General features: G+C 62.2%; 12 protein-coding genes. 6 read left to right on the forward strand and 6 right to left on the reverse strand.

Annotated features, from left to right (window positions below; genetic code table 11):
* Genes K8P10_RS06890 through K8P10_RS06905 form a run of 4 tightly spaced genes read left to right on the forward strand, consistent with a single transcriptional unit; the run spans position 1 to position 5,934 of the window.
* A complete protein-coding gene (locus K8P10_RS06890) occupies positions 1 to 1,527 on the forward strand; it encodes an ATP-binding protein (protein WP_224781059.1) in 1,527 nt (508 codons plus the stop codon).
* A complete protein-coding gene (locus K8P10_RS06895) occupies positions 1,517 to 2,512 on the forward strand; it encodes a PD-(D/E)XK motif protein (protein ID WP_224781060.1) in 996 nt (331 codons plus the stop codon). Before K8P10_RS06890 ends, K8P10_RS06895 begins: the two co-directional genes overlap by 11 nt.
* The gene (locus K8P10_RS06900; protein ID WP_224781061.1) at positions 2,502 to 5,504 is read left to right on the forward strand and encodes a Z1 domain-containing protein; all 3,003 of its coding nucleotides are present in this window, start codon (positions 2,502 to 2,504) and stop codon (positions 5,502 to 5,504) included. The genes K8P10_RS06895 and K8P10_RS06900 overlap by 11 nt, the downstream gene beginning before the upstream one ends.
* A gap of 4 nt (positions 5,505 to 5,508) precedes the next feature.
* The gene (locus tag K8P10_RS06905) at positions 5,509 to 5,934 is read left to right on the forward strand and encodes a very short patch repair endonuclease (protein WP_224781231.1); all 426 of its coding nucleotides are present in this window, start codon (positions 5,509 to 5,511) and stop codon (positions 5,932 to 5,934) included.
* Positions 5,935 to 6,221: 287 nt separating this feature from the next.
* Here the strand turns inward: K8P10_RS06905 and K8P10_RS06910 are convergent, their stop codons facing one another.
* Complete coding sequence (locus K8P10_RS06910) at positions 6,222 to 7,811, reverse strand: amidohydrolase family protein (protein WP_224781062.1); 1,590 nt, start codon at positions 7,809 to 7,811, stop codon at positions 6,222 to 6,224.
* The gene (locus K8P10_RS06915) at positions 7,808 to 8,668 is read right to left on the reverse strand and encodes a D-serine ammonia-lyase (RefSeq protein ID WP_224781063.1); all 861 of its coding nucleotides are present in this window, start codon (positions 8,666 to 8,668) and stop codon (positions 7,808 to 7,810) included. Before K8P10_RS06915 ends, K8P10_RS06910 begins: the two co-directional genes overlap by 4 nt.
* Between K8P10_RS06915 and K8P10_RS06920 the strand changes: the two genes are divergently transcribed.
* Positions 8,663 to 9,337, forward strand: a complete 675-nt coding sequence (locus tag K8P10_RS06920; RefSeq protein WP_224781064.1) for a hypothetical protein — start codon at positions 8,663 to 8,665, stop codon at positions 9,335 to 9,337. The two genes, K8P10_RS06915 and K8P10_RS06920, sit on opposite strands and share 6 nt — an antisense overlap.
* Positions 9,338 to 9,525: 188 nt before the next feature.
* Positions 9,526 to 11,589, forward strand: a complete 2,064-nt coding sequence (locus K8P10_RS06925; RefSeq protein WP_224781065.1) for a DUF262 domain-containing protein — start codon at positions 9,526 to 9,528, stop codon at positions 11,587 to 11,589.
* 287 nt (positions 11,590 to 11,876) lie between these two features.
* On the opposite strand, the gene K8P10_RS06930 is transcribed toward K8P10_RS06925, so the two are convergent.
* From K8P10_RS06930 to K8P10_RS06945, 4 genes are all read right to left on the reverse strand, one after another.
* Positions 11,877 to 13,220, reverse strand: a complete 1,344-nt coding sequence (locus K8P10_RS06930; RefSeq protein WP_224781066.1) for a D-serine ammonia-lyase — start codon at positions 13,218 to 13,220, stop codon at positions 11,877 to 11,879.
* Positions 13,221 to 13,326: 106 nt separating this feature from the next.
* Positions 13,327 to 13,998: a hypothetical protein gene (locus K8P10_RS06935; protein ID WP_224781067.1), complete on the reverse strand. Its 672-nt coding sequence runs from the start codon at positions 13,996 to 13,998 to the stop codon at positions 13,327 to 13,329.
* Positions 13,995 to 14,615, reverse strand: coding sequence for a hypothetical protein (locus K8P10_RS06940; RefSeq protein ID WP_224781068.1), 621 nt, complete (start codon positions 14,613 to 14,615; stop codon positions 13,995 to 13,997). Before K8P10_RS06940 ends, K8P10_RS06935 begins: the two co-directional genes overlap by 4 nt.
* A 105-nt stretch (positions 14,616 to 14,720) precedes the next feature.
* Positions 14,721 to 15,047: a hypothetical protein gene (locus K8P10_RS06945; RefSeq protein ID WP_224781069.1), complete on the reverse strand. Its 327-nt coding sequence runs from the start codon at positions 15,045 to 15,047 to the stop codon at positions 14,721 to 14,723.
* Positions 15,048 to 15,103: the final 56 nt, after the last annotated feature.

Below are 15,103 nucleotides of genomic sequence, written 5' to 3' on the forward strand. Positions count from 1 at the left end.
ATGGAGAGCATCGACGAGGTCGGGTATAAGGAGGTTCCTCCGGATCCGAGCATCGCCGATGCCGTAGGACGGCACCATTCGCTCGCCACGGCGGTAGCAGACCTCGTCGACAACAGCATTGATGCCGAAGCGGCGCGCGTGCACATCCGTTTCATGTCGGAGAACGGGTTCGTGCGAGGTCTGCGAGTCATTGACGACGGCCGGGGTATGAGTTCCGCGGATATGGATCGAGCCATGACCTTCGGCGGTCGGCGCGCATACGCTCCTGGTGATCTCGGAAACTTCGGACTCGGCTTGAAGGCGGCGTCCCTCAGCCAGGCCGATCAGCTCGACGTCTACACACGGGCGCTCGGCAGCTCGGTGTTTGCAGGGAGACGGATCCTCGCCGGCCGTGCGACGCGGGTGGTCGAGCTCGGCGCGGCAGGCCTGACTGGACTCTTCGGTGCGACCGCTGCGCAGATTCCGGGTGGCCCGGTCGCGCACGGCACGATTGTGGAATGGCGCGACGTGCGCACTTTCCTCAGTTCTCCTAGCGAAGAGGAACGCCGAGCGTGGCTCGAGGACACCGTCGAGTCGTTGCGCGCTCACCTCGGGCTCGTGTTGCACCGGATCCTGTCGCGCGGAGACGTCACGATCACGATCGATGAGTTCGATTCCACGTGTGAGATGGCAGGGCCTGCGCGGCGAGTGGATCCGATCGACCCTTTCCGCGCTCCAGGCGGTATATGGCTGCACTCATCCGAGCTGCGGGGATCGTTGCCCGAGGGCGACTTCGTGCTGTCGGCCGCGATCTGGCCGGCATCCGGGAGAAGCTCGCCGGAGTTCAGGCTCTTCGGACTGCCGGGCTCGCGATCGCAGGGGTTCTTCATCTACCGTCATGACCGTCTGCTGCAGGCCGGCGGTTGGAACGGCGTGGTGCACGGTGGACGGGAGATGGAGTTCGCGCGGGTCGTCGTGGAGATCGATGCAGCTCTGGCCTCGCATACGACTATCAACCCCGAGAAGTCGGGAGTGGAATTCGATTCCGATCTGAGGGCCGCTATCGACGCGGCGGTCTCCGAAGGCGGCACGACGTTCAGGGACTACCTCGCCGAGGCCGAGCAGGCCTCAGCTGCCTCGCGTCGACGTACTCGGAGACCGATCATGCTTTCCGAGGTACGCCGCGGTCTCAGCCCCGAGCTCCGGGATACGCTCGCCGATTCGGTCGTGTTCTCGGAGCACGGTCCCATCGAGATCCGCTGGAAGTTGATGCGCGGAGGCACCTTCGTGGAAGTCGACCTAGAACACCGCACTCTTTGGCTCAATACGCAGCACCGCCGGGCTCTGGGAGCGCTCGCTGGCGAGGCCGACGACCTGCCGCTTTTTAAGATGCTGCTCCTGCTGCTCTACTCGAGGTTCTTCGAGGGGGCCATGCTGGGAGCCCGCGAGAAGAACGAACTGCAGGTATGGCAGGAACTGATCGACGCAGCGCTCGACGAGGAGTTGGAACGTCGATCCTATGGAGAGGAACCGAGTAGTGGACGATGAGTCTAACCGTGTGATGACTCCGGAGACCCTCGAGCAGTACGTGCGCGCCACCGTGCCGACGCGGCATCCTCTCTCGGAATCGCCGGTCTGCGTGCTGATCATCGAGCCCGACAGTCGTCGTTTGAAGCTCCGGACCCCGGCCACGAATTCCTATCCTGAACTCGGTTCGTACGACCGGCTTTCGTTCGATGTGATGGAGGAACCGGGCGAGGATGGCGTCTGGTTCGAGCTCGGCATCGACGTCGACGGAATGGCTTACGAGGGGTACTCCGTCATCATGTCGGTGGTCGATCAGCTCGAAGCCGGTCGACCATTCCGCCACTCCGTCGAGGATGCCCTCGCGAGCTTTCGGGAGCTGTTAGCGAAACGTCGGAAGCTCAGCGAGGAACAAGAGACCGGATTGTTCGGAGAGCTCGGCCTGTTCGCTCATCTCGTCGGACGGATAGGGGAAGAAGCGGCCACGGCAGCCTGGCTCGGTCCGGAGCACGAAGAGCATGACTTCGTGCTCCCTGAATTCGACGCCGAAGTGAAGACCACGACATCCGAAGGTCGTATCCACGTGATCGGCAGTGCCACGCAGCTCTCGAGATCCCCTGGACGGCCGCTGTACCTCGTCTCGATCCAGGTGACAGCCGCAGGTGCTTCGACTGAAGGCGAGACGCTGCCGGATCGTGTTCGTCGGGTTCGCGGACTTCTGGATCGGAGTCGGCGCTTGTACGATGAGCGACTCCGTTCGATCGGTTGGGAACCGAGTGCGGCTGAGGATCTGTATACGCGCAGATTCATCGACAGAAGTGTGCCCAGAGCATATGCCGTGACGGACCATTTCCCGGCGATCGACCACGAGGGGATTGCCTCGATCATCGAGCGGCCGGAACTCGTCGTAGGTCTGGTCTACCGTATCGACGTGACAGGTCTGGAAGCGGCGGAGCCACCGACGGTCATAGAAGGATTCTGCGAGAGAGGGAAGCGCAATGGTTCGTGAGGATGAATACACCCGGGCGATCGTCTCGACGTTGAGGGGCATGTCAGATTTCGGTCCCGAGGACTTTCTCGAGCTGGTAGCGCATCGGCTTTCCAAATCGGGTAAGACGATCGATGAGTTCGAGCTCGTCCGGGTACTCACCGGTGACGATGTGAACTCCAGGGAACATACCGACTTCCGCATCGCACTCGCCCGTTGGGACGCCGAGTCCGAGCCGGAATGGTCGGGAGACACGCCACCGCGGACACGGGAGCGTCGTTCGAAGGTGCTTGATCTGCTCGGGTTCTCCGAGGATGCGGCTGAGCAGATCAATGGAGTCCATCCGGCCTATTTCGAGACTGACGTCGTCATCGCGGACCCTGATTGGAGTCCCTGGTACACACCCGAACGGCAGCGGGCGCATCGCTTCTACTGGAATGCCTACTCCGGTGTGCTCGGGGATAAACTCGATGCTTCTTCGCTGGCCTCCGTCGATTCCGTGACTACCGACATCGTTTCGCGTCTCGCCGACCCTGCTGCGAAGGAGCCGTATCAGTCGAAGGGGCTGGTCGTCGGGCACGTGCAGAGCGGGAAGACTGCGAACTTTACGGGTGTGATCGCGAAAGCGATCGACGCCGGGTATCGGCTCGTCATCGTGCTGACGGGCACGGTGGAGCTGCTCCGCGCGCAGACTCAGCGCCGCCTCGACATGGAACTGATCGGCAAGGAGAACATCCTCGGGGGGAGGGACGAGAACGATCCGACCGCGGTGTCAGATATCGACTACGTGAGCGATGGTGACAGCGACTGGCTCCTCGGGAGGTTCGTCGACCATGGAGTGGATTTCGGAATCGAACCCGATGTTCCTGCTATCCGCAGACTCACAGGTAAGGCTTACGATTACAAGCGGCTCGCGGCCGGGCTCGATGCCCTCGACTTCCGCAGCGGGAATGAGCTGAGGAACCCTCGGCTTCCCGTTTGGGACGCCGAGAACCTCTACAGCACGGATGTGCGGATCGCCGTCGTGAAGAAGAACAAGTCAGTCCTCACGAAGCTTGTGCAGGACCTCAAGAACGTTCGCGCGCGGCTCGACGAGATCCCGGTGCTCATCGTGGACGATGAAGCCGACCAGGCTTCTGTGAACACGATCAATCCCGCACGGCAGAAGTCACCCGATGAGACTGAACGCACCGCGATCAACGCTCTGCTCGCGGAACTGCTGGGAGAGCTCAAGCGCAGCCAGTATGTCGGATATACCGCTACGCCCTTCGCAAACGTCTTCGTTTCGCCCGATGATTCCGAGGACATCTTCCCGAAGGACTTCATCATCAGTCTAAATCCTCCGCCAGCGTACATGGGAGGAACGAGTTTCCACGATCTCGAGCCGGTGGACGAGGAGTATCGCGGTGACCCGGGGTTCTCGAATGAGGCGGCATTCGTGCGGAACCTCGAAGCGGAATCCGAGGATGATTCTCCCGAGGAGCTGCGCAGCGCCTTGGACGCATTCGTGTTGAGCGGCGCGATCAAGCTCTGGAGAGCGGGAAACGGGCATCGTGTGAAGGTCGACCACCACACGATGCTTGTTCATGAAACGGTGAAGCAGGCAGATCATAAGATCCTCGCCACGGCGATTAGGCGGGAATGGGCTTCAGCCGGCTATTCGTCTCCGTCGGGTCTCGCGCGACTCCGGAGTCTTTACGAGACCGACTTTCAGCCAGTGTCGGCGTCGCGGGACTGGGAGGCGCCTATGCCGACAGCGTTCGAGGACTTGCGGCCGCACATCGGTGCAGCCCTCGACAAGATCATGATGCTGAAGGACCCGGTCGTCGTGGTGAACGGCGACAAGGACAACGAGTATGAGCAGATCGACTTCGATAAGGCGGACATCTGGCGAATTCTCGTCGGCGGGACGAAGCTGAGCCGAGGATTCACTGTCGAGGGCCTCACCATCACTTACTACCGTCGTCGAGCACAGGCTGCCGACAGCCTGATGCAGATGGGACGTTGGTTCGGCTATCGGCCTGGGTATCGTGACCTCGTGAGGTTGTATGTCGCACGCCGCGCTATCGGGCCACGGGGCAAAGCCTTAGACCTGTACGAAGCCTTTCAGGCGATCATCGAAGATGAAGAGGAATTCCGAGCGCAGCTGCGCACGTTTTCAGAGGTGACAGAGGAGGGGGAGCCCGTGCTCCGCCCGATCGATGTGCCTCCCATGGTGTTCCAGCAGCTGCCCTGGCTCACCCCGACCAGCCGGAACAAGATGTACAACGCCGAAATCGGTTTCATGGGTGAAGGCGGGAAGCTCAAAGACTTTCCGCGCCAGCCTTTGCGGGGAAAGGGGGAGAATAACCGGCGGCATTTCACAGCGGTGCGTGGCTGGTTGGATCGCTTGAGCTCTCCGACGAAGTTCGGATATTACGACTCCGTGACTGATAAGCCAGGCGAGTTCGACGCGCGCACTGCGATCGTGTCGGCGGATGAGATGTTGAAAGCGCTCTCGGATTTCGAGTGGGTCGAAGGCTTCGATTTCTCACCGACAATTGCGATGCTGCAGCAAGCCATGGGCGAGGGAGGACTCGAGGATTGGGCCGTGATGGTTCCCTACCTGGGCAAGCATCCGGTGCTGAGGGAAGTCGATGGAGTCGATATCCCCCTGCTGAAGAGAACACGACGAGGAGGGACCCGAGGCGGTTTCTCGGGAAGCTCGTTCAGACAACGCGATGCGGTCGAGCGCATCGCCGGCAACATGACGAGAATACATGCAGGTGCAGAAGCGGAAGCTCTGTACGCGCCAACGCGAGGCTCCATGCTGCTGACGTTCGCGGCGGATCCTGTTGCGACTCAGGAAGATAGAGATCCGCGCAACATGCCTGACGAAGTGAAGCCTGAGGACGTGGCTACTCTCTTCTCCCTGGTGATCCCCGAATCGGTTGCGCCGCGTGGACGAATCGGATTCCGCGTACGCGATGAAGGGCGGCGGAAGTCCGCGATTGTGCCGCGGAAGGATATCTAGGGTGATGGTTCTGGGGCGTACCGGCTGGGCGAGCACGCCCGGTACAGCAAAGTCGATGCGCTCCAATCGGCGTAAGGATACAAAGCCGGAACTTGCGATCCGGAAGATTCTTCACCGGCGCGGGTTTCGCTATCGCGTCGATTTCGCCCCGCTGGCGGAACATAAACGGCGACGTGCCGACATCGTCTTCACGAGGCAGAAGATCGCAGTATTCATCGACGGCTGCTTCTGGCATGGCTGCCCCGAACATGCGACCTACCCGAAGAGTAACAAGGACTACTGGTTGCCCAAGCTTGCGCGGAACATTGAGCGCGATCGGGAGACCGACACCGTTCTGTGTGAAGCGGGTTGGAATGTGATCCGGATCTGGGAGCACGTCGTACCTGAGAAGGCGGCAAGGCTGATCCTGGATGCAATCGCCGGTGACTGACGCAAAAGACCACACTTTGCGTGTACCCCGCTCCATCACCAGAATGGTCACCAGCAACCCTCCCGAGGTCATCAAATTGGCTGGCATCTGCCGGTAACGACCGGTAACCCGATGCCATGAGAACCGCAGAAACACGCGGTGTTTCGCTAGGTTTTGGCGGGGAGACGATTCTTTCAGGAGTCCTCAGTTGTTCTTGGTTTGAGTCGTTCCTCTGTAGTCCCTGTAAGACTGCGTCGATGGACGTTGATTCAGGCCAGCCCTCAGCGGTGTCTCCCACGCGACCTCCGTCAGTGCCCCGCGCGCAGTAACCCTCCGGCTCGTCGCCCGGTCCAGGCTCCGGCCTCAACGACCCGCACCCCGTTGACGAACACGTCGCGCACCCCTGAGGGGTTTCGCATCGGGTCGGCGAAGGTGGCATGGTCGACGACGTCAGCTGGAGACAAGAGCACCAGGTCGGCGGCGTACCCTTCGAGCACGCGCCCACGCCCGCTCAAGCCGAACACTTCAGCGGGCAAAGCGGTCATGCGGCGAATCGCCTCCTGCAAGGTCAGCACCTGCTCTTCGGCGACGTAGCGCTGCAGTACCCGGGGGAACGAACCGAACGCCCGCGGGTGCGGCCGCCCACCGGTGCCGGCGGGCAGGCCGTCGGTGCCGATCATGGTCCGCGCATCGGCGAGGGCGGTGCGCACGTCCTCCTCGGCCATGGCGTGCACGATCATCGTCGCTTGCAGTTCTTCCTCGATGAGGATCCGCCCGACCGCTTCCACGGGTCGCAGCCCGGGCCGGTTCGCGATCGATGCGAGGGACTCGCCTTCGAAGCGGTGCGAACCGGTGCTGGCGATGACGACGTTCTGCCACCCCGCTTGCAGCGCGTAGTTCTCGAAGTCGAGCGACGCGTCGGCGATATCGCGGGCGGCACGCTCGAGCTCAGCGGTGGAGCCCAGGCGGCGGAGCAGCGCACCGGAGCCACCGTCGTGCATCCATGGCGGCAGCAGCGCCGACAGCATGGTGCTCGCGGCTGTGTACGGGTAGATGTCTTGGGCGATGGGCACCCAACTCGCGCGACGGTCCGCCAGGTAGTCGAGCGCCGTGCTCATCTCGCCTGCGCGCCGCAGATCCGCGAATTTCAGGTGCGAGACGTGGCAGCGCACACCTGCGGCCTCGGCGACGTCGACCGTCTCCTCGAGGCTTCGCAAGAGGAAGCGGCTCTCATTGCGCATGTGGCTTGAGTAGACCGCACCGCGGGGGAGTCGCCGTGCGAGCCGCACGACCTCAGGCGTTTCGCTGAAGACGTCCGGCGGATAGATGAGCCCGGTCGAGAGCCCCGCAAATCCGTGCTCGAGCGCCTGATCGACCAGTCGCTCCATGGCCTGCAACTCGACCTCGTCAGGCTGACGGTTCTCGGTGCCCATCGCGGCGATCCGGAGCGTGTTGTGCCCGAGCAGCGTCGCAAAGTTCGTCACGAACTCGCCGCGACGCAGCTCCTGCAGGTACTCGCCGAAGCTGCGCCAGTCATGGCGGAAGCTCGTGAAGATGCGACGCACCAGCGACGCGTAGTCGTCCTCGAAGTCGGTGGCGTTCGGCGCGAGGCTGAACCCGCAGTTGCCGTTCACCTCGGTCGTGACGCCCTGCATGATCTTCGAGGTGTCGTCCTCGGTCATGAGCGGGGTGTGATCGCTGTGGGCGTGGGTGTCGATGAAGCCCGGGGTGAGCATGAGCCCATCGGCCTCGATGCTTGGGATCGCGCCCAAATGATCGAACGACCCCGGTGGGGCGATCCGCTCGATCCGACCGCCTGAGAGGAGTACGTCGTGCGGGCGGTCGCCAATGGTCTCGCCATCGGCAATGATGGCGCCCGCGATCAGGGTGGTGGTCACAGCAGCTCCGCCTCCGTCGTGAATGCGTGGGTCAGTGCAGCGCCGTCAGTGAAGTACTGCACCATCTCCTCGTCGGGCACCATGCTGCCGCCGGTGAGCCACACCAGGTGCGTGGTGGTCGGGGCGTCGAGATCGGTAGGCAGTTTGCCCGCCTTGACTGCACGAGCGATCCGCCACGGGATCGTCAGCCCGGCCGTTGCTGAGGGTTCGACGGACACACCTTCGGTGTGTGTGAGCAGGCTCACGCCAGCGCGCATGACGTCGTCGTCGACGGTTGCGAAGCCGTCGACGAGGCCGCCGACGCGTTCGCCCACAAACCATGACGGGCGGGCGACCGCGAGTCCGTCGCCTGCGGTGCGACCGGTAAGCCCGATGTCTTGCACGCATATATCGCTGTGCAGTCCGCTGCGCACGCCGAACGTCATCGCGGGTACCTCGACCGGTTCCACGAACACGCAGAGCACGGCGTCCCCGAACTCCTGCTTCAACCCGTAGGTGACGCCGCTGGGTCCGCCACCCACACCGCACGGGAGCGACACCACGAGGCGGTAGTCTCGATCCACGACGATGCCCTGGTTTTTCAGCTGGGTGCGAAGCCTGCGTGCAGCTCCCGCGTAGCCCGCGAACAGGCTCCGCGAGTCTTCATCATCAACGAAGTGCGTACGCGGGTCGCCCCCGGCAGGGGCGCGTCCGGCGGCCACGGCATCCCGCGCAAATCTGGCTGCGGGGAAGTCGTTCGGACACGAGGCGGCGGAAGCCGAGGCGCTGTTTCTGGTGATTAAATTGCACACATGTCGTCTATTTGTATGTCTGCGGATATACTGTGCGCTAGGGGGGGGAGCGTTATGGGTATGCATCGAAACGTGATTTCGGTATCGGCGGCGGCCTCCGCGCTGATCCTCGCAGCTATGCTGTCCGCGTGTAGCAGTGGTGCGGCGACGACAGCTGGAGAATCCGAGCCGTTCACGGATTGTGGCGCTTTGCTGGGATCGGTTGTCGAGCGAAATCGAATCGGTGATACGCACGGCGCAATCAACGCCGAAATGGATGCACTGAGCGCCTCGTGCCCTGATGAGTACGATATCGCGACCGACTACTTCTCCGTACTGATCGAGGCGTCGAACAAGGGGCCGGAATTATGCGACTCTTGGGGTGACTACGCTCTCCGTCCGGAGGCGATCGAGCTTCTCGCGGCAGATGGAATGTGTTCGAGAGAGTCGCAGAAGACGCCCGATGAGCTGTGGCCAGAGGGTGCACTCGGATGGGATGAAGCGTCTGATTATGTGGGTGACATTCAGCTGGTGTGTGGTCCACTCGCGACAGTGCGGGGTGATGCCCAGGGGGTCTTCGTGAACGTAGGGAAAGACTACCCTGACCCGCAGAGGTTTGCCTTCGTGATCTGGGGTGAGTGGTGGCTAGACCCGATCGAGGCGGGCGCCACGGTATGCGCGAGTGGACCGATTCATCTCTACAACGGTGTAGCTCAAATGGAACTTGTACATCCGTCCGAGCTTAAGGTTTGGTAATTGCACATTTCGAAGTTTTTTCTTGGAACAGGAAGTTGGCCGAAACTACAGCGCTTCTGATCGAGAGCAGCGCAATGAAGCTGCTTTTCGGGCATCGGCTCGGGCCGTGGTCGAGCCCCGCGCAAGATACGCTCGTGAGGAGTGAGCGTTACCGCTCTCACTGATGAGGATCGACGAGGGAGTCCGCTGTGAAAGCTGTAGATGCGAACTTGCTGGAGCTGCTGAAGAAGTGCGAGCGCTTCATCGTTCCGATCTATCAGCGTGTCTACTCGTGGGGCAACGACGAGTGCGAGCAGTTGTGGACTGATGTCGTCCGAGCCGGACGGACTGCGGGCCTGAGCAATCACTTCACCGGGTCCATCGTGTACATCGAGTCGGACCATGGCAACATCGTCGCTCGTGAGCCCGATCTGTTGATCGATGGGCAGCAACGCGTGACGACCGTAACGCTCCTCCTGGCCGCGTTGGCGGCTCACCTTGACAGTCTGCCCGAGGAGGAACGGGAACCCGTCGAAGGCTTCGCACCTCAGAAAATTCGTGGGCTGTACCTGACGAACCCGTTCGAATCGGGAGACAAGTTCTTTAAGCTCACGCTCTCGAAACGGGACAAGGATGCCCTGAAGGCGGTGGTGAGGAATGCGCCCCTCCCGTCATCTGATTCGAGAGTGATCGATAACTACGAGTACTTCGTCGGGTTGCTGTCACGAGCGGACCACGCGACGGTCATTGAGGTGTGCCGCGGCCTCGCGAAACTTGTGGTCGTTGACGTCAAGCTGGTTCGCGGAACAGATGATCCGCAGTTGGTCTTCGAATCGATGAATGCCACCGGCAAGAAGCTCTCCGAAGCCGATTTGATACGGAACTTCGTGTTGATGGACGTGCCCCAGGCCGAGCAGGAGCGCCTATACGAGGACTACTGGTTTCCGATGGAGCGGTTGTTCCATGGGCCGAATGAGGCGCGCTTCGACGAGTTTGTTCGCCACTACCTCACGCTGAAGACGCGCAGCATTCCCCGTCTCGACGAGATCTACGATGCGTTCAAGTCATACTCCGCGGAAGTCACTCCCACTCCTCAGGGCCGCCACGAACTCGTTGTGGATCTCAGTCGACACGCTGCCTGGTTTGCCGCGATGGCGCTGGGCACCGAGACCCACCCCGCGCTGGCGAAGCGGTTCGGAGAACTCGACCAGTTGGCCACGGTCGCGTATCCGTTCCAACTGCGACTTTACGCAGCGTACATCGAAGGCGCGCTCACGAGCGAACAGTTCCTGGAGATACTCGACACGGTCATTGCTTACCTCTTCCGGCGGGCGGTGTGCAAGATACCGACGAACAGCCTCAACAAGACGTTCGCGACGCTCGCGTCAGTAATCGATACTCAGGACTATGTCGGAAGCGTCTCCGGGCGCCTGCTGACACTCCCGGACTATCGACGGTTCCCCACCGATGAGGAATTCGCAGACGCGCTCAAGACCACGGACCTGTATCACCTAAAGCGTCGAGGGTACTTCTTCAGAACGATGGAGAACTTCGACAGGAAAGAAGAGGTGTCGACGGCCGAGTACACCATCGAGCACATCATGCCTCAGAACGCGAACGACGCATGGCAGCAGGAGTTGGGCGAGGACTGGCAAGCCGTGCACGATCGCTACCTGCATACACTCGGCAACCTCACGCTCACCGGATACAACCCCGAGTACTCCGATCGCCCTTTCTTGGAGAAGCGCGACATGGAGGGCGGCTTCCGCGAGAGCCCGCTGCGGCTGAACCAGGGCCTCGGACAACTCGTCAGCTGGAATGCGCGAGACATCGAGGAGCGCGCCGAGGCCCTCGCTCAGAAAGCGGTCAAGATTTGGGCGCGCCCGTCGTTGACCGAGTCGGAGATGAGCGACTACCGCCGCATGTTCAACGACTCCAACAGGTTCGACTGGTCGCTCGCGCACGCGATCCTCTCGGTGCTTCCTGCGGGTCGGTGGACGAGCTACAACGCGCTCGCGGAGGCCGTCGGAACAGGTGCTCAGGCCATGGCGCGTCATCTCATGACCTGTGACCGATGTACAGCTCCCTATCGTGTGCTGACGTGGGACGGTCGCGTCGCGGGCGACTTCACCTGGGCAGACGGTAGAGATCCTCGCGATCCGAATGAGCTGCTTCGGGCTGAGGGCGTGCACTTCGAGAACAGAGGGGCTGACGTCGAACAGCACCTCTCCTCTGCGGACCTCCTCGACCTGGTGGGGGAGAGCCCCGCCTAACTTCTCAACTATGGGCTTCGAGTTTGGAGAAGTGCTCTGCTGACGATTGCCGTCCGCGGAGCACAGGAGGCGAAGTTCTCGCAGGGAAGCCAAGCGCATGACGTGTGCGCTAGCTGAACCCGCCGATCGAGACACTTAGTACGCCGCTGGACTCAGCCAGACCACGCGGGCGAGATCTCTCGCGTCACCGGGATCATCCGCAAGCAGCCCTGCCATTCGCAGGAGAACAGCCCTTTAACGATGTTCCGCATATGCGCTTTAAGTCACTGCGAAGTCGTCGGCGAGACTCACGTGAGGAGTGCCGCGTCCGTGGTGAACGCGTCAGCGAGCCCAGCTCCCTCGCGCAGATACTGCGCCATCTCCTCCTCGGGCACCATGCTCCCTCCGGTGAGCCACACCAGATGAGTGGTGGTCGACGAACCTAGCTCGGCAGGCAGTTGACCAGCCTGCACCCCGAGCGCGACCCGCCACGGCACCGTCAGCCCGGCCGTCGCCGACGGCTCCACGGCAATGCCTTCCGTTCGCGAGAGCAGGCTCACTCCGGCGCGCATCACGTCGTCGTCCACGGTCGCGAACCCGTCGATCAGACCGCCGATGCGTTCGCCCACGAACCGCGAGGGTCGGGCGACCGCCAGTCCGTCGGCTGCGGTGCGGCCGGAGAGCCCGATGTCTTGCACGCAGATGTCGCTGTGCTTACCGGTGCGCACGCCGAGTGTCACCGCCGGAACCTCGACCGGCTCTACGAACACGCAGTGCACCGCGTCGCCGAACTCCTGCTTCAACCCGTAGGTGACCCCGCCGGGTCCACCACCCACACCGCAGGGGAGTGACACCACCAAACGGTGCTCCGTGTCGACCACGATCCCGGCTGCATCGAGCTGTGCACGGAGCCGACGTGCCGCTACCGCGTACCCCGCGAACAGGCTCCGCGAGTCCTCGTCATCGACGAAGTGTGTGCTCGGGTCGCTCTCGGCAGAAGCGCGACCAGCGGCCACCGCCTCGTCGAAAGGGCCCTCGTGCTCGATGACGGTCGCGCCGCGCTCCCGCAGCAGGTCCTTCTTCCACGCGCGCGCATCGACGGACATGTGGACGTCGACCGCGAACCCGAGCGCAGCGCTCAAGATCCCGATCGACAGGCCCAGGTTGCCCGTCGACCCCACAACAACGCGATGCGACTTCGCGAGCTCGAGAAACTCGGGGGAGTCGTACGTCTGCCAGTCATCGATCGGGAGGCCCGCCCGCGCCGCGACCTCCTCGGCGAACTCGAGCACCTCGTGGAAGCCGCCGCGCGCTTTCACGGAACCACTCACAGGGAGCGAGTCGTCTCGCTTCAGCAGGAGCGTTCCCGCAAGCGTCACCCCCAAGCCGTCGATCTCAGCTTGCGCGCGATCCGCGCGGACGAGCTCCGACTCGATGATGCCCCCACGGTCGGCGGTTTCCGGGTAGTGCGAGGCGAACCAAGGTGCGAACCGCGCGAATCGAGCCTCAGCGTCGTCAACGAGGTGCTCGTCGATTCCGGATCCCGCGATCACCTCGGCGGCCGACCCCAGATCGGCGCGCCACCAGGTGAGGGGGCGTCGCTGGGTCAGCGCATCGAGCACTGGGTCAGCTGCGGTGTTCTCGAGAGTCATGTCTCCGGGCCTCCTTGCGGTCGATGAGCTCACTCCATCATGGCGCGTTTGGAGGGACGGTGAACAATCACGGCGCGCGTAACGGTCTCGGAGAGTTGGACCCCGCCTACGTGACCTTCTGCCAGCACTCCGCTTGCTCGTCTTCGGGGGTGTCCTCGTTGCTGATCTGCGGGCCCTCGTCCTTCTTCAGCCCCGCCGAGAACTCCTCGAACGTGGTGCTTTCGGGGAGCACCCCTGTGTCGATGAGGCATTCGTAGACGGCTCGCTCGATCTCCTCGTGATTTTGCTCAGACCCGTCATCGTAGAGGTATGCGTAGATCTCATTGATGTACATGCTGGTCTTCTCGTAGCACTCGGTGTCTTGCTCGCGTTCTCGTTGCTGAGCCTCCTCATCCCCGGGTTCGCTGCCCTCGTTCACCTCGCTCTTGATGAGTACCTGAGTGCCCTCGTACACGAGTTCAACGTCCTGACCCGCGGCGATGAGGCACGCCTTGTACTGCTCGTTGGCTTCCTTCCAGTCCGTTTCGCTGAGCTCGCCCTTTTCCTGGACCTTCCTGAGGACTTGCTTCTGGAAGTCTGATTTGGCGTTCGCGAGTCCGTCATCGATGAGCTCTTGGAGCGTGTCGGTGCTCTCATCGACGCGCATCTCGGTGTATCCGGAACATCCCGAGAGCAGGAGTGTGAACGGAAGAACGATTGCGAAGACAACGGCGGTAGGAAAGTACTTCATGGGGACTCCATTGGGGTAGTGAGGAGGCTGGAGGAGCGGGTGTCTCATGTGTTATCTGCCCAGCACTTCGCAATCGCTTCGTCTTCGGGTGATTCTTCATCAGACGGCTGCTCGTCCTCGTCGTAACCGGAACTTGCCTGGAACTCGTCGAACGTCGTGTCTTTCGGAATGAGGTCGTTCTTCACGAGGCAATCGAACACGGCACGCAGGGGGTCGCTGCCGTCAGCACCGGGCTGGTCACCGGCGAGGAATGAGTAGATTTCGTCGATGTACGCACTTGTCTTCTCAGAGCAGTCGATCGTGTCTCGGTCTCGCTTCTTCTGCGCCTCCTCGTCTTCTGCCTCATCAAGGTCCATGATCCACAGGACCTTTGACCCCTCGTACACAACGTCCATTTCATATCCCATGGCCGCCATGCATTCTTTCTTCTGGTTGTTTGCCTCTTTCCAGTCCGCCTCGCTGATCTCGCCGGTCTCCTTGGCTTTCTCGAGAACTTCTCTCTGGAAATCTGACTGAGCGTTGGCGAGTCCCTCCTCGATCATCTGCGCGAGGGTCTCAGGCTCCTCTGGCGCGGGTTCCTCGGGTGAACCGCTGGTGCAGCCCGCGAGAAGCAGCGCGGTGAGCACGGCGAACGAAACAGGCAGTCGGGAAGAAGTGAGTTTCATAGGAGATTCCTTTCTGGGGAGGGCCGGGTGGCCGCGCCGTTTGTTGGGCACGACCACCCGGCAGACAGTGCGTTGAATGATGTACTTACCGGGTGCTTGCTCGGCTCACCAGATCATTGCTCGTTCGTAGGAGCGTGCGCCCTGCGTCCACCTCACGGAGACCGCCTTGTTCCTTACATCGGCTCTCACGATTCGCTGCTTGCCGCCGATGACACGCCCGACTTCGGCGCGCGCCCACCCGCACATGTTCTTCGCGTAGGCGTAGCCAGCTGAACGGTCGAGTTTCCCTGCACACACCCTCGCCTCAGACGGCGCCGCCGTCGCGACCTGCGCCGCGGTCAGCCCCGTGAGGGCGAGGGCTCCGGTGAGCACGGCAGTCCCCAGCCGCCGCAGGCTCTTCTGCTTCGCAGTGGGTGCGAGTGTTCCAGTCATGATGTGTTCCTTTCTGTGCGATGTGACTCCGCCAGTGCAGCGGAGCCCGACTGCCC

The sequence above is a fragment of the Leucobacter sp. Psy1 genome, assembly GCF_020096995.1.
In the GTDB taxonomy this organism is placed as follows: Bacteria; Actinomycetota; Actinomycetes; order Actinomycetales; family Microbacteriaceae; genus Leucobacter.